This is a genomic window from Ventrimonas sp. (assembly GCF_048380235.1).
Taxonomy (GTDB): domain Bacteria; phylum Bacillota; class Clostridia; order Lachnospirales; family Lachnospiraceae; genus Brotaphodocola.
The window spans coordinates 25,084-51,253 of the sequence record NZ_DBFCCJ010000077.1 but is presented as its reverse complement, the minus strand read 5'-3'; the positions used below and the strand labels follow the sequence as shown (position 1 = coordinate 51,253).

Below are 26,170 nucleotides of genomic sequence, written 5' to 3'. Positions count from 1 at the left end.
TTACTGCACCTCCTCTCTGGAAAGCTGGGACAGACAGATCTCGCGATATACCTCACAGCTTTCAAACAGCTCCTCATGAGTACCAATGCCCACAGCCGCACCATCATCCAGGACTACGATCTGGTCCGCATGCCGGATCGTGGTCGCACGCTGGGATACAATGAAAACAGTCATATCCTTTGTGCCCTTCTGGATCGCCATACGGAGTTTCGCATCCGTCGCGAAGTCCAGTGCAGAGGCACTGTCATCCATGATCAGGATCTCCGGCTCGCGCACCAGGGCGCGGGCAATGGTCAGGCGCTGCCTCTGTCCGCCGGATAAATTCTTTCCGGCCTGGTCAATATAAAGATCCAGTCCCTTTTCCTTGCCATCCACGAATTCGCGGGCCTGCGCGATATCCAGGGCGCGGTAGATTTCCTCATCGGTGGCATTCTTTTTGCCCCATCTCATATTTTCACGAAGAGTTCCCTGGAAGAGGATTGCCTTCTGCGGCACAACTCCGATTTTTTCTCTCAGGGTTTCCAGCGGATAATCCTTTACATTCACGCCATCCACAAGGACAGCACCCTCCCGCACATCATAGAAACGCGGGATCAGATTTACCAGAGATGATTTTCCGGAACCGGTACCGCCGATGATACCGATAGTCTGTCCCTTCTTTACGGTCAGGCTGATGTCTGTCAGGGAATCTGCCTTGGCGCCCTTATAAAGAAAGTTCACATGGTCAAACTGTACCTTGGCCGGTGCTCCTGCTCCCTCTGCCGCAGCTTCCGGAGCCGTTACCATGCCCTTAGCAGGACTGACAATGCTGCTCTTTTCTTCCAGGACACTGCTGATACGATTTGCGCAGGCCAGTGCCTTGGAAATGGAAATGATCAGGTTTGCCATCTTGATCAGCTCTACCAGGATCTGCGACATATAGTTGACAAGCGCCACCGTCTCACCCTGGGTGATAATGCCGGCATCCACCTGTTTTCCGGAGATCCAGACTACTGAAATAATGGAAAGGTTGACTACCACATAGGTCATCGGGTTCATCAGCGCGGAAATCTTACCGACAAAGACCTGGAACCTTACGAGAAGTCCGTTGGACTCGTCAAAGTTTCGGATTTCATCCTCCTGTCGGTTAAAGGCACGGATCACACGTGCGCCGGTTAAGTTTTCCCGGGTTGCCTGGGTCACATGGTCTAACTGCTTCTGAACCTTTTTGTACAGCGGCATGCTGACAGCCATGATACCGAATACGATCACAGAAAGCACCGGAATGGCAACTACAAAGATCATGGCTGCCTTCACATTTACGGTGAAAGCCATAACCATGGCTCCGAACACGATGAACGGAGAACGGAGGAGCAGCCGCAGTGTCAGATTTACACCGGACTGTACCTGGTTGATATCGCTGGTCATGCGGGTGATCAGCGTGGAGGTTCCGATGGTATCCTGCTCACTGTAAGAGAGGCTTCCGATATGGGCAAACAGATCATTGCGCAGACCGGTCGCAAAACCGACTGCTGCCTTTGCCGAAAAATATTGTGCCGTGATGGAACAGGTCAGGCCGATCACTCCCAGCAATACAAGAAGTCCTCCCATTCGCAGGATATAGCCCGGATCCTGATTTTTGATGCCTACATCCACGATTCGTGCAACAACAAGCGGTACAAACAATTCAAAACTGGCTTCCAGCATTTTAAAGAGAGGGGCCAGCACCGTCTCTTTTTTGTAGGCGTTTAAATAACGCAGCAGCCTCTTCATGGTAAACCTCCAGGTGTCATAGGTTTTTCGTTTTGCAGTTCACAGCAAAACGTATTGGATAATTATAGCACATATTTCCGGCATCCACAAGAAGCCGAAAACCTCTCCTTGCCATATTCCAAAGCTCATGCTACTATGATAAAGAGTAAGACTTCAGAAAGGAAACGTTATCTATGATTTCTTTTTTCCTTTATTGTAAACAGCTCTGGGACCGGTGCGTAAAGGATGAGATTACCGTGTACGCAGCACAGGCATCTTTCTTTATTGTAACCGCATTCTTTCCCTTTATCATGCTGCTCCTGACCCTGATCCAGTTTCTTCCGAACGTCGGAAAATCTGACCTGCTCGCTGTCATGGTAAAGATCATGCCCCAGATGCTGCACGCTCTGATTGTCAACATTGTAGAGGATCTTTACATCAAATCTCCGGGAACCATTTTGTCCGTAACCGCGCTGACGGCCCTGTGGTCCGCCTCCAAGGGAATGCTGGGCATTGAGCGGGGCTTAAACCGGATTTACGGGGACTTTAAACGCCGCAATTATCTTTTGCAGCGCCTGCTGTGTTCCTTTTACACGCTGATCTTTATGCTGGTCTGTGTCATGTCCCTCGTGCTTCTGATCTTCGGCGAAAATATTGAGCATCTGCTGCTTCGCTTTCTTCCGATCCTTGCGCCCACAACCCGCATTGTCATCAGTCTGCGCTTTCTTTTAGCAATGGCCATCTTCCTGCTTACCTTTGTAGGACTCTATACCATCGTTCCGTCCAGAAAGCAAAAACCGCGGCAGCAGCTTCCGGGAGCTGTCTTTACCGCGGTTTTATGGCTGGCATTTTCTTATGCCTTTTCTATTTATTTTTCACATTTCAGTAATTTTTCCTATATGTACGGGAGCCTGACAGCCATTGTTCTTCTGATGCTGTGGCTTTACATCTGCATCTGTATCCTGTTTATCGGGGCAGAGCTGAACAATTTCCTGAACCGGGAGCATGTTCTGAGCCGGTGGCAGGAGCACTGACCTGATATAAAGACACAGTCTACTCGTGCAGACGGCGGATGATCTTGAAAATGATCGTGCCCTCCATCACCGTAGGCTCATGATAGGCAAAAAAGACAATTCCGTCTGTCGGAGACAGGATCTGGCTGATCACTTCACCCTCCAGCGGGTCAATGATGGAAGCCAGCACCTCTCCCCGGTGCACCTCCTGTCCCGGCTCCACATGCCTGCGGTAAAGTCCCGGAAGATCATTTTTGACATTCGTCAGGTCATCTTCCCGCAGGACGCTTGCAATATAGCCGCTGTGGCTGGTATAACGCAAAATCCCCATACGGGTCAGGAAACGCAGCACGGATGCTACCGCCATACGGGCTGCCCGCTCATCGATCTGCGCTGTGGCACTGCTGTAAACAGAAAACGCATTGGTATTCCAGATCTGCCAGTTATAATTCAGCGTAGCCGTATCGATCGGCTGCGGCTGGCGGATCACTACATACGGAAGTCCGAACAGGTTCGCCAGGCTTGCGTTCTGGTAACCGGTGTCCATCATGCGGACATGCGGCACAAAATCTCCTGGAAGGTAAAAGCTGGTAAACTGAATGCCGTAATTGTATCCCTGGATTGCCCGGAACACACCATCTGCGATCCGCTGGGTAGTTTCTCCGGCATGATATCCCGGAAACATCCGGTTGATATCGGTATTGTCCGTTGCCCAGAAGCGTTTTCCGATGTTCATGGAACTGTGGTTGACAGACGGGATTACCAGAATCTCATTATCGTGCACAATGGCGCCCTTCTCCTCCAGTTCCTTTAATGCCTTTACCAGCTGGGAACAGATATACAGCTGCTGTACCTCGTTGCCGCGTATGGCCCCTACAATGCAGGCTGCCTTCTCTCCCTTTCCGAAGTGGAAGCCGTACACGTCCATGTTATCCCGGTAACAGTTTTCCAGCGTAAATATAATCTCTTTTCTCATCGGTAGTCACCTCCCAGCACACGGGCGATCAGGGAACCGCAGGATACCACCGGATATTCCCGCAGCGTAAAGAGCATTCCGTGGATCGGTGCTTTTACTTCCTGGGCAATTTCTCCGGTCAGCGGATTTAAGATCCGTCCAATGATCTGTCCCTCTTCCACATTTTTCCAGTGTTCCACAGAAGGGATAAAAATTCCCGGATGCTCTGCATTCAAAAATCCGACCTCTCCATCATCGGAAATGATCGGTTCCTTTGGAACGATCACATCGCCGTCCCAGATTCCGAGATCCTTCATCACGCAGAAAATTCCGTCAGTCAGCTGATGGCAGAAATGCTCCGTAATACGCATGCCTACACCCATCTCAACAACAACCGTCGGGACCCCGATGGAGTTTAAGCTGTGGGCCAGCGTCGATTCCAGCACAGTAGCCGCCGCATGGACCCAGACAAAATCCAGATTCAGACGTGTCGCGAAGGGCAGAAGCTGCTCCCTGGTGTTGACATTGATGCGAGCCTGTGGAATTTCCCTCAGGAAAATATTGCTGGCATGAATGTCAATGCACAGGTCTGCGCCTGCAATATCCTCCACGATTTTTGCCGCCACATGCTCTGCCACTGAGCCTTCCACGCTTCCCGGAAAGATGCGGTTCATGTCCAGGTCAAACATAGGAATACCCCGGGATATGGAGTCCACGCCCAGGGGATTTAATGCAGGGTATATCTCGACGATTCCCTTTAAATGTTCCTTCTGTTCTTTTAAGATCCGGTTCAGCTCATAACAGACATACTGGCCTTCCAGCTCGTCTCCATGGGTACCGGTTACCACGCAGATCCTCTTTTCCTTTCCGGTTTTGTGTTCCGGCTCGATCACGTGTTTTAAGATCCTTAATTTTTCATCGACAGCAAGTCCTACTTCTGTCACGGTTTTTATCGTAGCATCGTGCTTCACTTTTCTTCCACCTTTATCAATATTGTCTGCTCCTGGCCGGCTTTGCCGAGGAAGCAGCCCCGGTCAACGGCAGCATCCATAAAATCCCGTCCATGGCTCAGCTTGATATAGCGTTCATCTGCAAGACGGTTATGCGTGGGATCCAGTCCGTGCCAGAACTGACCGTCCCAGACTTCCGTCCAGGCATTCCATAAGCCGGAGTGCCTGCAAAAGCGGTGACTGTCCGGTCCGTTCTGAAAGTGCTGATTCCACCAGGCATCGCATTGGTTCGCTGACTTGTGTGTAAGCGGACGGATTGTCTATCTCTGACAGATTATACCGAATCCGGATTTTATGCAAGCGATTTAAGAATTTATTATATTCTTTTTCGATGCCAATTTATCCCGCAGGTCCTTTACAATTCATCAGCAGCATGATAGAATAGCCATAGTTTTATAAGGAGGACTAATATTGGACATCAATTACGAACTATATAAAGTATTTTATCATGTTGCTAATACCCTAAGCTTCTCGGAAGCCTCCAAGCAGCTGTTCATTTCCCAATCTGCTGTCAGCCAGTCCATCAAGGTACTGGAAAAAAAGCTGAACCAGCCGCTTTTCATCCGCAGCACGAAGCGGGTACAGCTTACGCCGGAGGGTGAGATTCTCTTAAAGCATATCGAACCTGCCATGAACCTGATCCGCCAGGGCGAGAACCAGCTTTTAGAGGCGAATACCTTAAACGGCGGTCAGCTTCGCATCGGTGCCAGTGACACCATCTGCCGTTACTATCTGGTATCTTATCTGAAGGATTTTCACAGGCGCTATCCGAATGTGCATATCAAGGTTACCAACCAGACCTCCATTGCCTGCGCAAAACTGCTGGAATCCGGCCAGGTGGATTTTGCCATCACCAACTATCCAAACTCCGGTCTTTCCAACACCCAGAATGTGCGTATCATCCGGGAATTTAAAGACGTCTTCGTAGCCAACGACGAATACAAGGAGCTGCGGGGCAAAACCATCAGCCTGAAGGATTTAAGACACTTTCCGATCCTGATGCTGGACCGCAAGAGCACCACAAGTGAGTTTCTGCACAGCATGTTCCAGCGCCATCAGCTGGATCTGGTTCCGGAGATCGAGCTTTCCAGCAATGATCTTTTAATTGACCTGGCCCGCATCGGTCTGGGCGTTGCCTTTGTTCCGGATTACTGTATTCCGGAAAACGAGCACAGCCTTTTTAAGGTTCAGATCCACGAAGAGCTTCCAACCCGTCAGATCGTGGTCGCAAGCAATGACAGCCTGCCTATTTCCCAGGCGGCTAAGCAGTTTATGGAGATGCTGTAGCGCATCTCCGTTTTTCATGCCGGACTTTCTTTGTCCCATTCCTGAACCAGGATTTTTGTCCAGGCTATCGTTTCTCCCAGAAATGTTTCAGCCACCCTCCTGCCGTTTCCCGGGTCACCAGACCATATTCGGTCCATTCCCGCGGGAACAGCTCCTGGAGCTCCTGCCGCAAAAAGCGGTCATCTAAAAGCAAAATCACGCCCCGGTCCTCAGCCGTGCGGATGACCCGTCCTGCTGCCTGCAGCACCTTATTCATGCCCGGATACTGATAGGCATAATCGTATCCATTCTCTCCCTGTTCCGTAAAATACTGCATCAGGATTTCCTGTTCACTGCATACCATTGGCAAGCCGGTTCCCACAATGATCGCTCCTTCCAGTCGTTCCGCCTTCAGATCAATTCCCTCTGAAAATATTCCGCCAAGCACACAAAGTCCGACAAAGGATTGTTCCCGCTTTTCTTCAAACAGCTCCAGAAATTCCTCCCGCTCCTTCTCCGTCATGCGGCTCGTCTGCATCTGCCAGCGAAAGCTTCCGTCATAGCGCTCATCCAGAAGCTGTTCCACTGCCTCCATGTAACAATAGGATGGAAAAAACACCATATAATTTCCCACATGGCTGTGGGCCAGCTCCATGATATAATCGGCCACCTTGCCAAATTCCGTGCGGTTTCTGCGGCTGTAACGGCTGCTGACATCCTTTGCCACCAGAATCAGCCGGTTCTTCCCATCAAACGGAGAATTGGCATAAACCGCAAAATCCTCCGGATTGCCGCTGAGCAGCTTCTTATAATAAATGACCGGAATCATAGTCGCGGAAAAAAAGATTCCCGCAATGCCCTTTTCCAGGCAGGCGTTTAAGCACCGGGACGGATCAATACAGAACAGATACAGACGGAAATTTCCATCCTCCCCCAGCTCCGTATAGATCCGGTAATGGTCATCCAGCCCGTCATACATATTCAGAAAATGCCGCAGGTCAAAATAAAACTGCAGCACCAGTTCCCGGTCCGGAAATTCTTTTTCTTCCTCCAGAAACGGTTCAAACTCTCCCATGACTCCCAGAAGATTCGATGCCAGCAGATTTACATCCGGCAACACCCGATACTCTGCCGATTCCCGCTTCAGCTCCAGCAGATTCCGGTTGCAGCGCTCCAGCTCACGCGCAAGCTTCCCGGAGCGCCCCTTAATTAGTTTTTTCACCAACAGAATATCTTCCTTTACCAGGCAGGCACTGAACATCTCCCGGGCCCGGCTGACCAGATTGTGCGCTTCATCCACCAGAAACAGATAGTCTCCCTGGTTTCCCTCCGCAAAATAGCGTTTCAGTCTGGCATTCGGATCAAACACATAATTGTAATCACAGATGATGCCATCCGCCCAGCTGCTGATATCCAGACAGAACTCAAAGGGGCAGACCTGATACCGGTCCGCATACTCCAGAATGACCTCCCGGGTAATGCCATGTTGCTCATGAATGATGTCAAACACGGCATCATTCACCCGGTCAAAATGTCCCTTTGCGCAGGGACAGGCATCCGGGTTACATTCGGTCTTTTCCATGGGGCAGAGTTTTTCTTTCGCTGTGACAGTCACGGTGGTAAACAACATGCCCCGCTCCCGAAGCAGCGCAAAACAGTTTTCCGCCACACTTCGGGTAATGGTTTTTGCCGTCAGGTAAAACAGTTTCTCCCCGTTTCCATTTCCCATGGACTTTAAGGACGGGTATACCACGGAAAGGGTTTTTCCGATTCCGGTCGGCGCCTGAATAAACAGATTGCGCCTGCGGGCCAGTGCCCGATACACAGACACGGCAAGCTCTTTCTGTCCGGTCCGGTACTCATACGGAAACTGAAGTTCCCGCAGAGATTCATTCCGTCGAAGGGTATGATGATACAGATATTTAGCCCACTTCACATATTCATGGATCAGTCCCTGAAACCATTCCTCAAGTTCTTCCCGCGTCTTATCCTGCTTCAGGCGGCGGATCTCCTCCGTTTCGAGATTGCAGTAGGTGATCTGGATGGTAATGGAATTTATATTTTCGTGATCCGCACAGTACATATACGCATAGCACAGTGCCTGCGCCAGATGCAGCGTAAGCGGCTCTTCCAGCTGATGAATGTCCAGATAGACACACTTGATCTCATCGATCGTAACTCCGGAGACTGCCTCAATGACACCGTCTGCCCGGCCTTCTACCAGAATCCGGTAATCTTCCTGCTCCACCGTATGCTTCATCGGCACCTCAGCGTGGTAATCCGCGCCCTGACGTTTCTGGATCTTCCGGTGCATGCGGCTTCCCGCCTGCATGGCGTCCTTTTCCGCCGCGGAGGTTCTGCGGTTGTCTATATCTCCGCTCCGCATGACAAACTCCACAAGGTTTCGCACGGAAATGCGGATGATTCCTCGATCAGCGTCCATGAAAATTCCTCCTGTTTTTTGTGGAATGGATCTCTGCGCATAACAAAATGAGCGATAAGACCTTTCGACCTTATCGCTCTTCTTTAGCAGGGGATGAGGGGCTCGAACCCCCATCGACGGTTTTGGAGACCGGTGCTCTACCATTGAACTAATCCCCTATGCGGTTTTGTTGAGCTTTTGTTTCTTTCGTTTTCCTCAACGCTCCATTATAATAACATGGATTATTCGCACTGTCAACAATTTTTTTAATTTTTTGAAAAAAATATATTTTTTATGCGAAAGCAGTGTTTTAAGCAGGAAATCAGCCCCGGGCCGGTTTCCTGCTTTTTCATCAAATCAGCCGAATTGCTTCCCTTACATTGTTCACACCGTACAGTGTGATCTTATCAGTGTTCTTCATCTTATCCAGAGATACCTGCGGCAGGATACAGGACTCAAATCCCAGCTTGATGGCCTCATGTACTCGCTGTTCCGCCTTGGAGACGGCACGCACCTCGCCGGCCAGTCCCACCTCGCCGAAAATCATGCACTTTGGATTCACAGGCTTATCCTTCATGCTGGATACCAGAGCCATAATGATGGCAAGGTCGAGCGCCGGTTCGTTCATCCGCATGCCGCCTGCGATATTCACGTAAGCATCGTAACGGGACATCTCATATCTGCAGCGCTTTTCCAGCACCGCGATCAGCAGGTTCACACGGTTGAAATCCGTCCCTGCTGCGGTACGCCTTGGCATGCCAAAGTTTGTCTGGGTCACAAGCGCCTGCACTTCCAGGAGGATTGGTCTGCTTCCCTCTAAAGAGCATGCTGCCACAGCACCGGAAGCATCCTCCGGACGTCCGCTTAACAGATACTCCGATGGATTTTCTACCTCCTCCAGTCCGTTCTCCTGCATCTCAAACACGCCAATCTCATTGGTGGAGCCAAAGCGGTTCTTTACTCCCCTCAGAATGCGGTAAGAGGCATTGCGTTCACCCTCAAAATAGAGAACTGTGTCTACCATATGCTCCAGCACCCGGGGCCCGGCTACCACACCCTCTTTGGTCACATGTCCGACAATGAACACAGAAATCCCCAGGCCCTTGGCAATCTGCATCAGCACACTGGTGGATTCCCGTACCTGGCTCACGCTGCCCGGTGCGGATGCCACATCCTCCCGGAACATGGTCTGGATGGAGTCGATGATGACGATCTCCGGTTTTGTCTCGCGGATGGCCTCCTCGATCGTATCCAGATTTGTTTCGCATAAAAACAGAAGTTCTCCGCTTACGGTTCCGATTCGGCCGGCCCGCATCTTGATCTGCTTTAAGGATTCCTCACCGGAAATATAAAGCACCCGGTGTCCATCCCTGGCCAGATTCCGGCACATCTGAAGCAGCAGGGTCGATTTTCCGATACCGGGATCACCCCCAACTAAAACCAGGGAGCCGGCTACTATGCCGCTCCCCAGTACACGATCCAGTTCCGGATATCCCGTTGGGATCCGGTCCTGTTCTTCTATGGACACCTCCTCCAGCTTTACAGGCTTTGCCGGTACACGCTGGGAAACACCGCCGGTGCGGCCGGCCGGAGCTTTCTTTGCCACCGGTTCCTCCACCAGTGTGTTCCACTCCTTACATGCCGGACACTGTCCAAGCCATTTGCTGGATTCAAAACCGCATTCCTTGCAGAAAAAAACGGTTGTCTTTGCTTTTGCCATGCTATGTATGCCCTTCCTGAAAGAGGATGTTTAGCGTTTTACCACCTTAACCTGGCAGGTGACACCCTCGCTTAACTCTACACTGACTACCAGCTTGCCGCTCATGTTGGTCTTCATGCCGCCTACCGCAACACCGTCAACATAAACCTCGTATTCTGTATCATCCTCCAGCTGAATGGTGATCTGGGCATCTTTGTCGCCGGATACGGTAAACTCTACGCCATCATGCTTTGCGGAGAAATGCTCTACTGCTGTTCCCGGTACAGACTCATAAACGAAAGAACCGTTGCGCTCTAATTTTGTGATCTCATAGAAGGTTTTGATCTTATATAAATCTCCCGCATGTTCAAAATTATCAAGCTTGCTCTTGGTGTCTAATTTGTAATTGCCAAAGCTGATGGTTCCATCAGCTTCGGAGCGGATTAAAGATTCGATTACTGGCATGTGTTTGCCCTCCTGGTATTTTCATATTTCTCATAGGATTATACAACAACCGACAAAATTAATCTAGTTTTTTATCACTTCTGCCGATAAAAATTTCAAGCTGTCTTCTCCTTTGGTAACGGTTACTTCATCACCGGCTTTAACTTCACCGTCCAGCACAGCCTCAGCGAGCTTATCTTCCAGCAGATTCTGGATTGCGCGGCGCAGCGGACGGGCACCGTACTTTTCGTCATAGCCCTTTTCCACAAGAAATGCCTTTGCCGTGTCATCTACCGTGAGCTTTAAGTTCATCTGGGTCAGAGTGCGTCTGCAGATACTCTTCAGCATGATATCCACGATTTCTTTCATGTGATCCTGAGAGAGCTGGTGGAATACGATGATCTCATCAATACGGTTTAAAAACTCCGGCTTGAACATCCGCTTCACCTCTTCCATGACACGCTCCTTCATGAAGCGGTAGCGCTCTTTTGCGTCATCATTAGAGGCAAAGCCCAGGCGTTTCGGTGAAATAATGTTCTCCGCGCCTGCGTTAGAGGTCATGATGAGCACAGTATTCTTAAAATCAATCCTGCGGCCCTGGGCATCCGTGATGTGGCCATCATCGAGTACCTGCAGCAGAATGTTAAATACATCCGGGTGTGCCTTCTCGATCTCATCAAAGAGGATCACGGAATACGGGTTCCGGCGGACCTTCTCACTGAGCTGGCCTCCCTCCTCATAACCTACATATCCTGGCGGTGATCCGATCATCTTTGAGACACTGTGCTTCTCCATGTACTCCGACATGTCAACGCGGATCAGGGCATTTTCCGTACCGAACATCGCTTCCGCCAGTGCCTTGCAGAGCTCGGTCTTTCCAACGCCGGTTGGTCCCAGGAATAAAAAGGAACCAATCGGACGCTTCGGATCTTTTAAGCCCACACGGCCTCTGCGGATAGCCTTTGCCACAGCGGTCACAGCCTCCTCCTGACCCACTACGCGCTCATGCAGAATGGACTCCAGCCTGCGCAGACGCTCTGATTCCTCCTCTGCCAGCTTTCTCACCGGGATTTTGGTCCAGCCGGAAACCACATCCGCAATCTCGCCTTCTCCGACGATCAGCTTCCTGGATGTTTTTTCCTTCTGCCATTTTTCGCGAAGCTTTTCGATCTTTTCCCGCTTCTTCTGCTGGCGCTTCTTGATGTCACCGGCTTTCTCATATGCCTCATTTTTAATAGCCTGTTCCTTCTGGAGCTCCAGCTTGTCAATGTCCTCTGTCAGGCTTTTAATCTCCGCAGGCTCCACATATGTGGTCAGGCGGATTTTGGAGGACGCCTCATCGATCAGATCAATGGCCTTATCCGGAAGGAAGCGGTCATTGATGTAGCGGGCAGACAGACGGACCGCAGCCACAAGTGCATCATCCGTAATGGTTACCTTATGATGCTCCTCATATTTCGGGCGCAGGCCCTTTAAAATGGCGATGGACTGCTCCTCTGTCGGCTCCTCTACCACAACCGGCTGGAAACGGCGCTCCAGTGCTGCATCTTTCTCAATGTACTTGCGGTATTCCTCCCGAGTTGTGGCGCCGATCAGCTGGATCTCTCCACGGGCCAGGGAAGGCTTTAAGATATTGGAGGCATCAATGGCTCCCTCTGCACCGCCTGCTCCGATGATGGTATGGATCTCATCCAGGAACAAAAGCACATTCCCGTCTTCGATTACTTCGGAAATCACCTTCTTGATGCGCTCCTCAAATTCACCGCGGTATTTGGATCCGGCTACCATGCCGGACAGATCCAGCGTCATCACGCGTTTATCTGCAATGGTTTCCGGCACATTGCCGCCTGCGATCATCTGGGCAAGGCCCTCCACAACCGCGGTTTTACCTACCCCCGGTTCACCGATCAGGCAGGGATTATTTTTCGTTCTTCTGCTCAGGATCTGGACAACACGCTGGATCTCACTTTCCCGGCCGATCACCGGATCCAGTCTTCCCTCCCGGGCAAGCTTTGTCAGATCACGGCTGAAGCTGTTTAACGTCGGAGTCGCCGCACTGCCATCTGCTCCGGATCCGGAGGACTGAAGCTCCTCTCGCGCATCTGCTCCGTCCTCGCCCATGGCACCGCGCAGATCCACGTACAATTTCTGCAGGCTTACATCCATGGTATTCAGCAGCCGTACTGCTGCGCAATCGCTCTCCCGGATCATGGCGATCAGCAGGTGCTCCGTTCCGATGAGCGGCGCCTTGAACCGCACAGCCTCACGGTAGCTCTGGTTCAATACCCGCACAGCCCCCGGCGTATAAACGGTCTCACCGATGGTGCCCACATTCTGGTTGGGAAAGATGAGCTGGCTGATCAGCTCTTTCACCTTATCTGCCGTTACACCGTTGGCATCGAGAACTCTTGCCGCAACGCCTTCTTCCTCCAGCAGCAGCCCAACCAGAAGATGTTCGGTTCCCACATAATTATGGCCCAGCTCATTCGCTGTCCGGGTAGACAGTGCGATGGCATTCCAGGCCTGTTCTGTAAAACGATTTCTGTCTATCAAAATTCAGGTCCTCCTTGTATCTGTCTTAAGCCAAAAGCTGGGGCAGCTCTGCCCGCAGATAAGCAGCCCGTGCCATCTCCAGCTCTTCTCTTCCCAGAGGTCTGGCAGAAAGCTTCTGAAGATTAGCCGGCTGGATCCCCAGCATCAGGCGGTATACCGCGCAAGGCTCCTCCATACGCAAAAGCCCATCTGCGCAGCCGGCCATGAGTCGGGAAAGCAGCGTCATGGCTTCCTTTATCGTCAGCCTTCTGGCATATTTCAATGTACCATAAGCACGGAAGGCATCATCCTCTCTGGATACCCGGTTCTTATCCAGCGCAAGCTTTCGCATCTGCTCCTCCTGGGCGGTCAGCTGCAGTGCAACCTTGGCCACCATGTCCAGGATTTCTTTTTCCGTCATGCCCAGGGTTTTCTGGTTGCTGACCTCATACAGGGATCCGCAATTTTCATCACCCTCCCCATACATGCCCTTCACCGAAGCTCCAAACCGCGTCATCTCGGTCACCATGCCGTTAAAGCGCTTGCTCTGGGATAACAGCGGCAGGTGCAGTACCACCGACGCCCGGAGCCCGGTTCCCACACTGGTGGGGAATGAGGTCAGGTAACCATACTTATCATCAAAGGCATAATCAAAACGTTCATTCAGATAATCATCGATCAGCCCTGCCTGGGTCCAGAGCTCATCCAGATGCAGACCGGAGGCAAACAGCTGGATGCGGATGTGATCTGTTCCGTTTAATACGATGCCCACGCGTTCATCATCTGATACCATGACCCCAGCAGGCGCTTTTCCGGAAGCGATGGTGGAGTTAAACACCCGGCGCTCCCGAAGTGCTCTGCGGTCCAGATCACTCAGCTCCTGCAGCCTTGCCTGCTCATAATGGCGGCCATCCGCACTGCCGAGATCTTTCAGGCCATCCTCCAGGCGTCCGATCATCTCTTCTGCCAGTTTTCCATCAAGCCTGGATGGAAATGCATATTGTTCCAGATTCCGCACAAGACGCACACGGCTGCAGATCACGGCAGGCCGTGTCCGGTTTACTTCCTCAAACCATTTCATCATGACTGCGCCTCCTTCAGTGCCCGGATCTGGTCACGGCAGTCAGCTGCGATCTCATACTCTTCCGCACGCACCGCCTCCCGGAGTCTTGCCTCCAGCTTTCGGATCTGCAGCTGAGTTTCATTTTCCACTGCCGCATCCGTATTCAGAGTCTGTTCTTTGCAGCTTGCGGGAGTCATGTCTGCGGTGCCTTTCTCCGGCTGGTCACAAGAGGCCAGATGGAATGGATCCGCCTTGATTTTCTGGAATTTCGGATGCTTTCCGGTGTGACGCACATTGCCCTGAAGCTGCCTGATCTTATCGTGGATCAGCAGATCAAACACGCTGTAGCAGTCCGCACAGCCAAACCGGCTGTTTTTTACAAAATCATCATAGCTGGTGCCGCAGGTCGGACAGATGATCTGACCGGTCTTTTCTTCCTCCGATTCCTCCCCCGGCACTCCTAAAAGCCCCGACAAAAGCTTGCCTAACGGAAATTCCCCCTCAAAAATGGCAGAATAGGGACCAAAATCCATCTCTTTGGCGCACTGTGCACAGTAATTGTGCTCAGTGCGAACTCCATTGGCAATTTCTGTATATTGAATATTTGCTTCTCTTATCTTACAACGCTCACATAACATGGCAATTCCTCCATCTAACTCTCGCGGCTGCCGGTGTAGTAATCATAAATCTCATCAACCAGAGCATGAACTTCCTCTCTGGAGACATTTTTACAGACACTCCTTGCCAGAAGAACGGAAAGTTCCTCTCTCAAATGCTCGATCGAGCGGAGCTTGTCGATATCCAGAGCAATTACAGCCCCGCGCCGTCGGTCCAGTTTGATATATCCTTCCTGCTTCAGGACCGCATAAGCTTTATTTACGGTATGCATGTTGATTCCGATATTCTCTGCAAGCTGACGAACAGATGGCAGAGAATCGCCTTCTCGGATCCGGTCTGTGGCTATGCCCATGATGATCTGGTTCCTGAGCTGGATATAGATTGCCTCCTCGCTTTCAAAATCAATCTTAATGATCATGTTTTCACCATCTTTCGAATTCTCTGTTATAGAAATTGTATAACAGTATTATAGCAAAAAAAGCGGCGAAGTCAATACACCGCTTTTTTGCTTTTTGCCTTTCAGCTTTTAAAGGTCGTCATCCAGATCGAATACTTCAAAATCATCGCTCTCCGGATCTGCTCCTGCCACCGGTTCTTCACCGTGTTTTTCTGTGCCGTGCTCCGATTTCTCTGTCACACTGGCAGCCAGCTGTTTTTTCATTTCATCCAGCTGGGCATCTGCATCATCCGCTGCTTCCGGCAGATATTCCTCTGCATCAGGATCTTCTGATTCGTTATCACGGAAATCAGAATTCTCTTCGTAATCGTCCTCTTCTCCCATCATATAACGCTCTTCTTTGCTGAGTCTGCGTCCGTTCTTTTTGGATTCTTTTTTCTGTTTCTTCTCTGCCGGCTCGTCAAGCTGATCGTAATCCATATCATCTGTCTCTTCCATCCGGCGGTTTCTTCCACTGCGGCTGATGATCAGGAGGATCAGAAGAATGACTGCGACTGCCGCTACAGCCACCAGAGCGATTCTTGCAATATTGTAATCATCTACCAGAGCATTATACTTTTCTGCCAGATCCTGAAGCTCCAGGCTCTGAGAATTGCCCTCACTGCTCTGCTCAAAGTAACGCTGGATGGTCTTATCAGTCAGGTCATAACGGTAGAAGCCGACTGTTCCGGCGTCACTCACACCGTAGAAGATGCAGTACTCCGGCTGTCCGCCCTGAGTATCCGGTACCCATCCCTGAACCTTGGTCTCGCCTATGGTGATGGAGGTTTCCTTCATGCCATACGGAACCGTTGCATCTGCCGGCAGTGCAGCAATGCCAATCTTAAGTGGGGTTCTGGATGCCTCCAGCTCTGCCAGGACCTCAACATTCTCAGCCGGAGCTGTCGTTTCCTCCTGTCCGTCGGCAAGGCTTTCACCGCCCTCGACACGGTTCACCAGGATCGTATAGGTATGGCTGGTACCATCCTCAGCGGTTACCGTACAGGTTACGGTATTCTCACCCTCCTGCAGATCAGTTCCGCTTAAAGCAACGGTAGCCTTATCGCTGGCCGGTACTGCGCTCACGGTAAGCTTTTCGGTATCCAGGCTTACAGATGCGGTGTAACTGTCAACCTCAGCGCTGAACGCAGGGCTTAAGGTACCAGGAGAAATCTGAAGGGAGGACAGGGAAGTGTCACCAGATGCCGCTGCCGCTGTGCTTGTGCTGTTAATAGTAACAGAAGAACTTCCAAGCTGGGTAATGTCCAGCAGCTGCTCATCTGCGTCATAACCTTCATAATCGGTTACTTCAATCTTGCTGCTTCCTGCCTTCAGTGCTTTGAAACGAATGGTAGAGGCAGACTCGCTGCTTCCGCTCACACTGCCGATCACACGGATGGCTCCGTTTCCGCCGCTGACATCCGGCTCACCGCCAATAAATTCCATGGCACTGGTATCATAAGAAAGCATCACAACCGTCTTGCCAATTTTCTCACCGGTCGTGCAGGTAAATTTTACGTTTACCGTAAATTCACTTCCCGCCTCCGCGGTAGGATCTGAGAACGCAATACGCGCATTCCCTGCAAAGCTCTGAAACGGGATTGCCACGGCCAGCATCAGCACCATGGCAAACCGGATCCAGATCTGTTTCCAATTTCTGTTCATAATTATTTTATCTCCTGTTTCTTTATTGAAGCGGCGGCTTCTTTCAGCCGCCGTTCTCACTGATTTTAATTACCGCCCGGACTGGAAAATGTCACCTGGCTTCCTCCTGAGGAAGATCCGGAATTCGGGGACGAGCTCGTAGATCCGCCTGCCGGTCCCACCGTGATCACACCGGAGGATGTGGTTCCGGAGGAGCTGCCCGCCGAGCTGCTTCCCGGACCTCCCACGGTAACGCTGGAAGAACCGCTGCCTGAACCTCCGCTGCTGATCCCTCCGTTATAAGTCGGACCTCCGGCCTGGCGGACTACATGGATCGTGTAAGTGCGCTCCGTGCCATTCTCTGCTCTTACAACTACAGAAATATCGTTGATTCCGCTGGAAAGAGATACATTGCCGTTGCCACGTACCGATGCCTTGGAATCGATTGCCGATGCGCTGACCGTTACATTGGATACCGAATGGTCTACGATCAGATCGTAGGAGTAGGTATCACGGTTAAAGGTCGGCGTTAAGGTAAAGCCCTCTACTCCCAGGCCGTTTAACTTATTGTTCGGGCTGCCGCTAAGGGTCGGCTGTGCGCACGGAGTTTCCGGCATATTGCTGTATACCGGAATCTTGAAATTCAATGCCGTACTCTTCTGCTGGGAAGTAAAGCCTTCTGCAAAAATAGACCCCTCAGAAGCCGCTCCGTCTACATTGGTCATGTACTGGTGCTTATATATGTTAGAGCCCTGGACATTGTATTTTTTTAAATAGAGAGTATCCTGTCCGGCCTTCACATAGTTGGTGCCATAAAACTGGGCACCGCCTGCAATGGAGGATTCCGGCGTGGTCCACGGTCTGCCATAACTTCCGCTCTGGGAAGCATACCAGAGGCCTCTCTGCACCGCTCCCATCCCATCGGAAGCATACGCGCCTACATTAAAATAATTGTAATAGCCGGTATATCCTGCATAGTTTCCGGAAATGGAATTACCGGTACCGTTGCGTCCCTGCTCCTGAATGATCATGGCTGCAATCACATACGGACTGACACCGGAGCTTTTCGCTGCATTCATGATCGCATCGGCATAGCTGACATTAGAAACCGAAGCCCCGTTTCCAGCAGACACACCCGGTGTCTGTGCAGCAGATGTCGTACCGGACGGACTGCTTCCCGCAGTGCTTCCATTGTTTGAAGACGCAGCTCCCGGGCCAACACCGATCACAACACTGGACGTCAAAAGCTCTGCGCGGTTTCTGCTGATGGAGGCACTCGGTCCTTCCAGACGCACCTGATGATCTCCGTCAGAGGACGGTGTCTGACTGGCACTGCCGGACGAGGAACCTTCGCTTTTTCCCGGTGTTGAAGAGGTAACACCGGAATTGCCTCCCGACACGCCAGGCCCCACAGTAATGACCTTCGATGAACCGGAGGAACTGCTGCCTGAAGTACTTCCTGATGAGCTGCCGCCGGATGTACTTCCGGACGCAACCGCACCCGTTCTTACATTGCCTTCCATAAAGGTTCCCTTTAACATGGACTGGAGTCCCTCTGCTGTATGGAGAGATGCGTTATAGCTCTGATCCAGGAACTGGAATACGTTGACTTCATCCAGGAAATTCCGCGGATCCATATAATAACTGATGATCTCAGTGGATGCCGCCACCCAAGTGTTTCCGTCAAATCCTGTCCAGGTGCCGGAATCCCAGTTGTAAGCTCCGTCTGCGAGTGATTTATAGGAAGAGATACTGTTGGTATGTACCAGATTTCGTCCAAGCACTCCCTCGTTCTGAATAACCGTATTCCAGTCCAGCCCGGTCTTCACAGCAGTGAAAGTCCAGTTCGGATACTGGGCATGGATCTGACGCAGCCCGGTCTTATAGGATTCCGGAAATCCCTGCACGGAAAGCTGGGACTCAAAGCTGGAATCATGGCTGTAGGACACCGGAAACTTCACATAGGTGCTTAATACATATCCTGTCTGAGTCGAGCCGCCGCTGGTATAACGGATCTGATACCAGGTTTTCCCGTCAGAAGCGGCTTTTTCCCCTACCACGGTAACTGCCGCGCCTTTTCCCAGTTTTCCAACCGAAGAATAGGAGGTTCCCGCACCACTCCGGACATTTAAGCTGGAAGCATTGATGGTAGCGGCACGTTCCTGCGCATATGCGGAAAGCTGCAGTGCACTGTTCACAGATGGCATCTGCATGCATAAAGCCAGTCCCAGAACCGCAGCCAGACCTTTTTTCAAGGTTTGTTTTTTCATTTGATGATCTCCTTAGTATCGCATTTGTCTGGGACAGGATCCTGCTCCCGACAAATTTACGCTACGTTACATTATAATGACAAAATCCGACTGCGTCAACGGAAAGCAAAGAAAGTTCACAGAATCACCAAAAATTGTAAGAATTTCATGGATTGTAACATGGAAAAACAGGAAGAAACCTGTTTTCACAGATTTCTTCCTGCTCCTATCGTTAATTCTGTATTAATTATACCGGATAAGCCTTGCTCTCGGTGTCTGCCACAGCAGCGTCTACCTTGGTCTGCTGAGCCTCTCTGTATTTGAAGAACTCTTCTGCTACCTTCGGGAACAGAGCGTAGGAAAGGACATCCTCATCCTGCTGCTTCCACTGAGCACACTCTTTCTCGAACTGCGGCAGCTGCGGAGCGATCAGATCTGCAGGTCTGCAGGTGATCGGGGTTTCGTCGCCGATGATCTTCTTCTGCACTTCTGCGTTGAACGGCTTTACAGTCTGGCCGAACTCGCCGAGCATGATCTTCTTGGACTCCTTCGGAACCAGTTTGTAGCGCTCGCCGGAGATAACGTTCATAACAGCCTGGGTACCAACGATCTGGGAAGACGGGGTAACAAGCGGCGGCTCACCGAAGTCCTTACGAACACGTGGGATCTCCTCGAGAACCTCCTGATACTTATCTTCCTTACCTGCCTCTTTCAGCTGGCTGACCAGGTTAGAGAGCATACCGCCCGGAACCTGATAACGAAGGGTCTTGATATTAACGCCCAGTACCTTCGGGTTTAACAGACCGGATTTCAGAGCCTCTTCACGGATCGGTGCGAAGTAATCGGTGATCTCAGCAAGCTTGTCCTGAGATAAACCGGTATCGTACGGAGTTCCCTTAAAGGTCTCTACCATAACCTCAGTTGCCGGCTGGCTGGTGCCAAGTGCCAGCGGGGAAATTGCAGTATCAATGATATCGCATCCTGCCTCTACAGCCTTCAGATAGGTCATGGAAGCTACACCAGAGGTGTAGTGGGTATGCAGGTCGATCGGCAGCTGGGTGGACTCTTTTAATGCACTTACCAGTTCCTGTGCTGCATACGGGGTTAACAGACCAGCCATATCCTTGATACAGATGGAATCTGCGCCCATATCTTCAATTCTCTTTGCGATGTCTTTCCAGTAATCCAGGGTATAAGCATCACCCAGGGTGTAGCACAGTGCGATCTGAGCGTGTGCCTTCTCTTTATTTGCTGCCTTTACAGCGGTCTGCAGGTTGCGCAGATCGTTTAAGCAGTCGAAAATACGGATGATATCAATACCGTTTGCAACGGATTTCTGTACAAAGTACTCTACTACATCATCTGCGTAGTGGTTGTAACCCAGAATGTTCTGGCCACGGAACAGCATCTGTAATTTTGTATTTTTAAAGCCCGCTCTTAACTTTCTCAGTCTCTCCCACGGATCTTCCTTCAGGAATCGAAGAGAAGCATCAAAGGTTGCGCCGCCCCAGCACTCTACTGCATAATAGCCAATCTTATCCATTTTATCGATGATCGGAAGCATCTGCTCGGTGCTCATTCTGGTTGCGATCAGGGACTGATGAGCGTCACGCAGGACAGTCTCAACGATCTTAACCGGTTTTTTCTGAATCTCAGCCATGATTCTTTACCTCCAAATTTATATGTTGCGGCAACTTTATATTGCTGCAGCAAGAAATGATTGAATTTTAAACGCCGAAAATTGCCATGAATGTACCGGCTGCAACTGCAGTACCGATAACACCTGCTACGTTCGGGCCCATTGCATGCATCAGCAGGAAGTTCGTCGGGTCTGCCTCAGAACCAACCTTCTGGGATACACGGGCTGCCATCGGCACTGCAGATACACCTGCGGAACCGATTAACGGGTTTACCTTGCCGCCTGTAAGCTTGCACATGATCTTACCGAAGATAACGCCGGCTGCGGTACCTACTGCGAATGCTACCAGACCCAGGGCAACGATCTTTAAGGTGGTTACCTTTAAGAAAGCCTCTGCACTGGTGGATGCGCCTACGGAAGTACCAAGCAGGATAACTACGATGTACATCAGGGCATTGCTTGCGGTCTCGGACAGCTGTTTTACAACGCCAGACTCACGGAACAGGTTACCAAGCATTAACATACCAACAAGCGGTGCGGTAGTCGGCAGAATCAGGCAGACTACTACGGTTACGATAACCGGGAACAGGATCTTCTCCAGCTTGGAAACCGGACGAAGCTGATCCATCTTGATCTTACGCTCTTCTTCTGTGGTCAGAGCCTTCATGATCGGCGGCTGGATGATCGGAACCAGCGCCATGTAGGAGTAAGCTGCTACTGCAATCGGTCCCATGAACTCAGACTGTCCAAGCTTACCTGCAAGGAAGATAGAAGTCGGGCCGTCTGCTCCACCAATGATGGAGATAGCTGCTGCTGCCTTATCATTGAAGCCCATGAAAATTGCAAGGAAATATGCACTGTAGATACCAAACTGAGCTGCTGCGCCAAGCAGGAAGCTCTTCGGGTTTGCGATCAGCGGGCCGAAATCGGTCATTGCGCCGACACCCATGAAAATCAGAGACGGAAGGATACTCCACTCATCCAGAATGAAGAAGTAGTGAAGAAGTCCGCCTACGCCATTGGACATATCTTCCGGGGCAGCCATAATATCCGGGTAGATATTAACTAACAGCATACCAAACGCGATCGGAACCAGTAAGAGCGGCTCGAATCCTTTTCTGATCGCCAGATACAGGAATACGAATGCCACCAGAATCATGATAAAGTTTCCGAAGGTCAGATTGAAGAATGCGGTCTGCTGAAGAAGATTGGCCAAAGTAGATCCAATATAATCCATTTTAATCCCTCCATGTGGAACTTGCTTTTTTGCAAGCTATTAGTTTAATGTAGCAAGAGTAGCGCCAGCTTCTACTGCGTCGCCTGCTGCTGCATTAATGCTTGCAACGGTTCCATCCTGAGGAGCTACGATATCGTTCTCCATCTTCATAGCCTCGAGAACCATGATAACATCGCCTTTCTTTACAGCCTGTCCGGCGTTAGCCTTTACTGCCAGGATCTTACCCGGCATCGGAGCGGTTACAACTACAGAACCCTGAGCGCCGGCCGGAGCTGCTGCCTTCGGTGCTGCCGGAGCTGCCTTCGGTGCTGCTGCCGGAGCCTGAACTACACCAGCAGTGGTTCCCTCTTCAACAGTTACATTGTATACATTGCCATTCACAGTAATTGTGTAATTTTTCATGATAAGAATCCTCCTATTCGCTTATGCTCTTTTCCATTTTGCGCCCGGTGCACGTTTGATGGAGCGTACTACCAGGGAGTCGGTTGATGAGTTGGTTGATGCTGCGATAGCCGCAGTAATGACAGCCACCAGTTCCAGATCATCCACAAGCTCTTCCTCTTCTGCTGCCGGTGCTGCCACTGGAGCTGCTGCCGGTGCCGGAGCTGCGTTCTTTGCTTTCATCTTGTTCTCGAAGACGCTGATGAACTTGAAGCAGCTGATCAGGATGCTGATGAAGATCAGTACCAGGAATACGGTACCCATACCAAGTAAGGTATTCATGCCTGCCTTTGCCATATTCTCGCCTACGGTATACTCCGGGCTGAAGGTCAGGCTGACCGGATTTAAGTTCTGGCTCTGCGGATCCATGGTGTAGAATGCTTTGAACTCTACGTTGCGTTTCTCAAACTGTGCCTGAATCACACATACATACTGATCATCCTCGCCAAGCTCGGTATCGGAGGAAAGGACGCTTACGAACGCGCCGGTGTCCTTCATGACACCGATCCAGGAAGTCAGGCCGCTTGCAAGTCCGTCCTCGCCCTGCTTTAACAGGCCGGTCTCAGACTCCTCTGCTGTGGCTTCGTCCATCTCGGCGATGGTCTGGAGCAGGTTTTCCGAGATCTGAGAAATGTAGGAAGCTGTCTGCGGATCCATAGTTTCTGCCTCAGCAGCATTCTTGTTGGAGCATGCGGACAGAGCAAAGAGGCTGACTACCATGCTTAACACTAACAAAACTCGTTTCATATACTGTTTCATATATTTGTCACCTCATTCTAAACCGTTCCATGTTTTCTGTCCGGACGATCCTCTCTTTTGGTAAACAGCATCTCGAATGCTGCGATCACGCGTTTTCTGGTGTCGCATGCCTCGATGATATCGTCTACATATCCTCTCTTTGCCGCTGCAAGTGCGCTGGACTGCATTTCACGATAAGCAGCTGCCTTCTCATTGATGAGTGCAACGGAATCATCTGCCTTTGCAATTTCGTCTGCGTACATGATCTTAGCTGCAGCGGAAGCATCCATCATGCCGATGGTTGCGTTCGGCCATGCATATACCACATCTGCACCGATGGACTTGGAGTTCATGGTCAGGTATGCGGTACCATAAGCCTCGCCGACTACGACGGTTACCTTCGGAACGCTTGCGTTTGCAAAAGCGTAGGTCAGACGGCCTGCGTTCTTTGCGATGCGGCGCTCAGTGCATTTGCATGCCTTGTAGCCCTTTACGTTCACCAGGGTCAGTAACGGAATGTTGAATGCGTCACAGAAGGAAACAAACTTTGCTGCCTTTTCTGCGCCGTTAGCGGAGAGAACTGCATCGAACTCGTCTTCCTTCACACCGTCTGCCGCGTAAACAGCAGTGCGGTTTGCCACGCAGCCCACGGTGGTTCCGTTCAGACGGATAAAGCCGGTTACCATGGACTTGTCATAGTTCTTCTTCACCTCTAAGAAGAAGTTGTCATCGGAGATCTGTGCCAGTGCCAGATCGGTTGCTCCTGCATAATTTTCAAGATCGGAGCATACACGGTTTAAATCGTCGGTGCATTCGCTGTAGGACATGTCATCCTCGTTGTTGGCCGGAAGGATGGTTACCAGGGAGCGGATCTGGGATAAGATATCCTCTTCGCTTCCGGTGAAGTCCACAAGTCCGGTTTCCTCACTCTGGAATGCAGCGCTGGAAGTATCGCACTTCTCAACACGATTTCCGTCGATTGCGTTCGGAGAATTTACAAATAATTTTGCGTTTTTCTCTTCCATAAAGATAAAGTCAGCCATAGCGGAAGCTACTGCCATACCGCCGCCGCAGGTACCAAAGATAGCGGAGATCTGCGGAACCACGCCGGATGCCATGGTCTGGCTTAAATACATCTCACCAAAACCGTTTAATGCGTCCGTTGCTTCCTGCAGACGAAGACCTGCACAGTCTACCAGACCGATGACCGGTGCGCCCATCTTTACTGCCATGGAATAGATGTTGGAAATTTTCTTTGCGTGCATCTCACCTAAGGAGCCGCCCAGTACGGAAGCGTCCTGGCTATACACATACACAAGGTTTCCTTCGATGGTACCGTAACCGGTGATCACGCCATCTGCCGGAGTCTCCTTGTCAGTCATGTTAAAATCGGTGCTTCTTGCTGTAATATAAGCGCCAACTTCAACAAAACTGTTCTCATCAAGTAATGCGTTGATTCTGTTACTTGCTGATGTTTGATTACTCATTTTGCAATCCTCCATTTTGAAATATTTGACGATTTCTGTACTTTTCCGTTCACATTGTTAAGGGAAAGACAATAAATCGCTTAGTAAATCCAATTTCTGCCGATTATAATAATATAATGTCATCGGAAAAAATTCAAGTCTTTTTGAAATATTTTTACAATTTCAAAATATCCAGAAATCGAGGATCCGCTGTAGACAGTACGACAGCCCCCAGGCCGCTGCATCCTCCTCTGAGCAGTAGTGGCTCTGGCCGATTTCCTCCTGCCCGAGCCGGTAACGGACCACTCCGACTTCATCCCCTGCCTTCACCGGAGCATCCAGGATCGTTTTCATATCGTACTCTGCCACAGGCCGCTCCGTTTCCGATACCAGAAGATGAAAACTCCTCTTCTGTTCCGGACTTTCAGAAACTGCGTAAATCCAGTCTTTATACGCTCCCTTCAGTAGCGGGATCCGAAGTCTGTTTTCCTCAAAAGTAAAATCAGAATAGAAATAATTCTGTTTGCCATAGCTGTACAGCTTCTGTACGTCCTCCCATTTCCAGGCTTTATGCGGAGGCCAGCCACATCCTAAAAGTGTGAGGATAAAGCTCCTTTCACCGTCTGACAGTTCAGCCGCATAACAGTAGCCGGCGCCTCCGGTAAATCCGGTCTTTCCGGTCACAGCCTCCTGTGTCATATCCAGGAGAGCGTTGTGATTCTGACAGCTGTAGGTATTATGTCCCTCAGAGTCTGAAAAGGAATAACTTCGGCAGCGCGTTATCGTTAAAAATTCATCATCTTTTTGGGACGTTTTCGTACAATAACGCAGGATTTTTGCCAGCTCAGCGGCTGTCGTACCATGACGGATCACCTCTCCATCTGCATTTTGCTTCTCCGCATCCAGTCCGTTCGGTGTCAGGAACGTGGTATCCACGCAGCCAATATCCTGTGCCTTGCGATTCATCTTTTCCGTGAAGGCCTCTACGCTGCCGCTGATATGCTCCGCAATTGCCACTGCTGAGTCGTTGTGGGACTCAAGCATCAGGGAATACAAAAGATCCTTAAGCCTGATACGGCTCCCGGCCGGCGCGCCAAGCTTCACTTTTGGCTGCCCTGCCGCTTTTTCTGAAATCTCACAAAAATCCTCCGGATTTCCAAGCTCCAGCGCAAGAATGCAGGTCATGATCTTTGTAGTGCTGGCCATAGGCCGTACCTGATGCTCGTCCTTTCCATACAAAATACGCCCACTGTCTGCATCCATCAGCACGGCACTCAGGGAATGCAGGGACAGCTGCTGTTTCGTCTCTGATACCGGCCGGCTGCTCTCTGCCAGCATACTTTCCGCCCCCTGCCACAGATCCGGCTCCGGGCGTACGCTTCCCCACACCGCAAACCCGATGCTGATCCCTACCATCAGTCCGATGATCCTGTTTTTCTTTCCTGTTCTGTTCAATTCACACGCCCCGCGATTATCGCATTGTCTTTCTATCCTATTCTGGTAAAAATCCGGATATTCTGCTATGATAGGAAGCATATCAGACTCACCATACAGCAACAGGAGGAAT

20 protein-coding genes and 1 tRNA gene are annotated in these 26,170 nt (G+C 50.8%); 2 read left to right on the top strand and 19 right to left on the bottom strand.

The features are described from left to right. On the bottom strand, positions 1 to 1,752 hold the full coding sequence (locus ACMP1L_RS12335; RefSeq protein ID WP_418453179.1) for an ABC transporter ATP-binding protein: 1,752 nt from the start codon (positions 1,750 to 1,752) through the stop codon (positions 1 to 3). Between the two features lie 173 nt (positions 1,753 to 1,925). On the opposite strand from ACMP1L_RS12335, the gene ACMP1L_RS12330 reads away from it, so the two are divergent. Further along, on the top strand, positions 1,926 to 2,765 hold the full coding sequence (locus ACMP1L_RS12330) for a YihY/virulence factor BrkB family protein (protein ID WP_418453178.1): 840 nt from the start codon (positions 1,926 to 1,928) through the stop codon (positions 2,763 to 2,765). Positions 2,766 to 2,784: 19 nt separating this feature from the next. On the opposite strand, the gene ACMP1L_RS12325 is transcribed toward ACMP1L_RS12330, so the two are convergent. Together ACMP1L_RS12325 and ACMP1L_RS12320 are read right to left on the bottom strand one after the other, a co-directional pair. Beyond that, a complete protein-coding gene (locus ACMP1L_RS12325; RefSeq protein WP_373242921.1) occupies positions 2,785 to 3,720 on the bottom strand; it encodes a M14 family metallopeptidase in 936 nt (311 codons plus the stop codon). Continuing rightward, entirely contained in the window at positions 3,717 to 4,670 is a 954-nt protein-coding gene (locus ACMP1L_RS12320) for a M14 family metallopeptidase (RefSeq protein ID WP_418453177.1), read from the bottom strand. Before ACMP1L_RS12320 ends, ACMP1L_RS12325 begins: the two co-directional genes overlap by 4 nt. A 450-nt stretch (positions 4,671 to 5,120) precedes the next feature. Between ACMP1L_RS12320 and ACMP1L_RS12315 the strand changes: the two genes are divergently transcribed. Beyond that, positions 5,121 to 5,996, top strand: coding sequence for a LysR family transcriptional regulator (locus ACMP1L_RS12315; protein WP_118732337.1), 876 nt, complete (start codon positions 5,121 to 5,123; stop codon positions 5,994 to 5,996). 64 nt (positions 5,997 to 6,060) lie between these two features. On the opposite strand, the gene ACMP1L_RS12310 is transcribed toward ACMP1L_RS12315, so the two are convergent. From ACMP1L_RS12310 to ACMP1L_RS12235, 16 genes are all read right to left on the bottom strand, one after another. Continuing rightward, a complete protein-coding gene (locus ACMP1L_RS12310; protein ID WP_418453176.1) occupies positions 6,061 to 8,418 on the bottom strand; it encodes an ATP-dependent DNA helicase in 2,358 nt (785 codons plus the stop codon). Between the two features lie 87 nt (positions 8,419 to 8,505). Further along, positions 8,506 to 8,576 (bottom strand) — tRNA-Trp (locus ACMP1L_RS12305). Positions 8,577 to 8,749: 173 nt separating this feature from the next. Further along, on the bottom strand, positions 8,750 to 10,117 hold the full coding sequence (gene radA, locus ACMP1L_RS12300) for a DNA repair protein RadA (protein WP_418453175.1): 1,368 nt from the start codon (positions 10,115 to 10,117) through the stop codon (positions 8,750 to 8,752). Positions 10,118 to 10,147: 30 nt separating this feature from the next. Next, positions 10,148 to 10,561: an endosialidase gene (locus ACMP1L_RS12295; protein WP_118732340.1), complete on the bottom strand. Its 414-nt coding sequence runs from the start codon at positions 10,559 to 10,561 to the stop codon at positions 10,148 to 10,150. Positions 10,562 to 10,624: 63 nt separating this feature from the next. Next, entirely contained in the window at positions 10,625 to 13,093 is a 2,469-nt protein-coding gene (locus tag ACMP1L_RS12290) for an ATP-dependent Clp protease ATP-binding subunit (RefSeq protein ID WP_418453174.1), read from the bottom strand. 25 nt (positions 13,094 to 13,118) lie between these two features. Beyond that, a complete protein-coding gene (locus ACMP1L_RS12285) occupies positions 13,119 to 14,156 on the bottom strand; it encodes an ATP--guanido phosphotransferase (protein WP_418453173.1) in 1,038 nt (345 codons plus the stop codon). Beyond that, a complete protein-coding gene (locus tag ACMP1L_RS12280) occupies positions 14,153 to 14,773 on the bottom strand; it encodes a UvrB/UvrC motif-containing protein (protein WP_118732343.1) in 621 nt (206 codons plus the stop codon). Before ACMP1L_RS12280 ends, ACMP1L_RS12285 begins: the two co-directional genes overlap by 4 nt. 14 nt (positions 14,774 to 14,787) lie before the next feature. Beyond that, positions 14,788 to 15,171: a GntR family transcriptional regulator gene (locus ACMP1L_RS12275; RefSeq protein WP_118732344.1), complete on the bottom strand. Its 384-nt coding sequence runs from the start codon at positions 15,169 to 15,171 to the stop codon at positions 14,788 to 14,790. 108 nt (positions 15,172 to 15,279) lie between these two features. Then, positions 15,280 to 16,854, bottom strand: a complete 1,575-nt coding sequence (locus ACMP1L_RS12270) for a cadherin-like beta sandwich domain-containing protein (protein ID WP_418453172.1) — start codon at positions 16,852 to 16,854, stop codon at positions 15,280 to 15,282. A gap of 65 nt (positions 16,855 to 16,919) precedes the next feature. After that, a complete protein-coding gene (locus ACMP1L_RS12265) occupies positions 16,920 to 19,103 on the bottom strand; it encodes a cadherin-like beta sandwich domain-containing protein (RefSeq protein ID WP_418453171.1) in 2,184 nt (727 codons plus the stop codon). 226 nt (positions 19,104 to 19,329) lie between these two features. Then, positions 19,330 to 20,742, bottom strand: a complete 1,413-nt coding sequence (locus ACMP1L_RS12260) for an oxaloacetate decarboxylase subunit alpha (RefSeq protein ID WP_418453170.1) — start codon at positions 20,740 to 20,742, stop codon at positions 19,330 to 19,332. A 67-nt stretch (positions 20,743 to 20,809) separates the two neighbouring features. After that, the gene (locus tag ACMP1L_RS12255) at positions 20,810 to 21,958 is read right to left on the bottom strand and encodes a sodium ion-translocating decarboxylase subunit beta (RefSeq protein ID WP_177304008.1); all 1,149 of its coding nucleotides are present in this window, start codon (positions 21,956 to 21,958) and stop codon (positions 20,810 to 20,812) included. Between the two features lie 39 nt (positions 21,959 to 21,997). After that, entirely contained in the window at positions 21,998 to 22,360 is a 363-nt protein-coding gene (locus ACMP1L_RS12250) for a biotin/lipoyl-containing protein (protein WP_118532161.1), read from the bottom strand. Positions 22,361 to 22,381: 21 nt separating this feature from the next. Next, positions 22,382 to 23,158, bottom strand: a complete 777-nt coding sequence (locus ACMP1L_RS12245; RefSeq protein WP_118532163.1) for an OadG family protein — start codon at positions 23,156 to 23,158, stop codon at positions 22,382 to 22,384. Between the two features lie 17 nt (positions 23,159 to 23,175). Next, complete coding sequence (locus tag ACMP1L_RS12240) at positions 23,176 to 24,624, bottom strand: acyl-CoA carboxylase subunit beta (protein ID WP_118732350.1); 1,449 nt, start codon at positions 24,622 to 24,624, stop codon at positions 23,176 to 23,178. 162 nt (positions 24,625 to 24,786) lie between these two features. Further along, on the bottom strand, positions 24,787 to 26,058 hold the full coding sequence (locus ACMP1L_RS12235; protein ID WP_418453169.1) for a D-alanyl-D-alanine carboxypeptidase family protein: 1,272 nt from the start codon (positions 26,056 to 26,058) through the stop codon (positions 24,787 to 24,789). Positions 26,059 to 26,170 lie beyond the last annotated feature (112 nt).

What these genes read in the sequence shown, in the direction of transcription:
- ACMP1L_RS12275 (WP_118732344.1), bottom strand. Translation starts at nt 15,171, where the DNA reads ATGATCATTAAGATTGATTTTGAAAGCGAGGAGGCAATCTATATCCAG.
- ACMP1L_RS12325 (WP_373242921.1), bottom strand. Translation starts at nt 3,720, where the DNA reads ATGAGAAAAGAGATTATATTTACGCTGGAAAACTGTTACCGGGATAAC.
- ACMP1L_RS12245 (WP_118532163.1), bottom strand. Translation starts at nt 23,158, where the DNA reads ATGAAACAGTATATGAAACGAGTTTTGTTAGTGTTAAGCATGGTAGTC.
- ACMP1L_RS12280 (WP_118732343.1), bottom strand. Translation starts at nt 14,773, where the DNA reads ATGTTATGTGAGCGTTGTAAGATAAGAGAAGCAAATATTCAATATACA.
- ACMP1L_RS12265 (WP_418453171.1), bottom strand. Translation starts at nt 19,103, where the DNA reads ATGAAAAAACAAACCTTGAAAAAAGGTCTGGCTGCGGTTCTGGGACTG.
- ACMP1L_RS12295 (WP_118732340.1), bottom strand. Translation starts at nt 10,561, where the DNA reads ATGCCAGTAATCGAATCTTTAATCCGCTCCGAAGCTGATGGAACCATC.
- ACMP1L_RS12335 (WP_418453179.1), bottom strand. Translation starts at nt 1,752, where the DNA reads ATGAAGAGGCTGCTGCGTTATTTAAACGCCTACAAAAAAGAGACGGTG.
- ACMP1L_RS12240 (WP_118732350.1), bottom strand. Translation starts at nt 24,624, where the DNA reads ATGAGTAATCAAACATCAGCAAGTAACAGAATCAACGCATTACTTGAT.
- radA (WP_418453175.1), bottom strand. Translation starts at nt 10,117, where the DNA reads ATGGCAAAAGCAAAGACAACCGTTTTTTTCTGCAAGGAATGCGGTTTT.
- ACMP1L_RS12330 (WP_418453178.1), top strand. Translation starts at nt 1,926, where the DNA reads ATGATTTCTTTTTTCCTTTATTGTAAACAGCTCTGGGACCGGTGCGTA.
- ACMP1L_RS12285 (WP_418453173.1), bottom strand. Translation starts at nt 14,156, where the DNA reads ATGATGAAATGGTTTGAGGAAGTAAACCGGACACGGCCTGCCGTGATC.
- ACMP1L_RS12255 (WP_177304008.1), bottom strand. Translation starts at nt 21,958, where the DNA reads ATGGATTATATTGGATCTACTTTGGCCAATCTTCTTCAGCAGACCGCA.
- ACMP1L_RS12260 (WP_418453170.1), bottom strand. Translation starts at nt 20,742, where the DNA reads ATGGCTGAGATTCAGAAAAAACCGGTTAAGATCGTTGAGACTGTCCTG.
- ACMP1L_RS12310 (WP_418453176.1), bottom strand. Translation starts at nt 8,418, where the DNA reads ATGGACGCTGATCGAGGAATCATCCGCATTTCCGTGCGAAACCTTGTG.
- ACMP1L_RS12250 (WP_118532161.1), bottom strand. Translation starts at nt 22,360, where the DNA reads ATGAAAAATTACACAATTACTGTGAATGGCAATGTATACAATGTAACT.
- ACMP1L_RS12270 (WP_418453172.1), bottom strand. Translation starts at nt 16,854, where the DNA reads ATGAACAGAAATTGGAAACAGATCTGGATCCGGTTTGCCATGGTGCTG.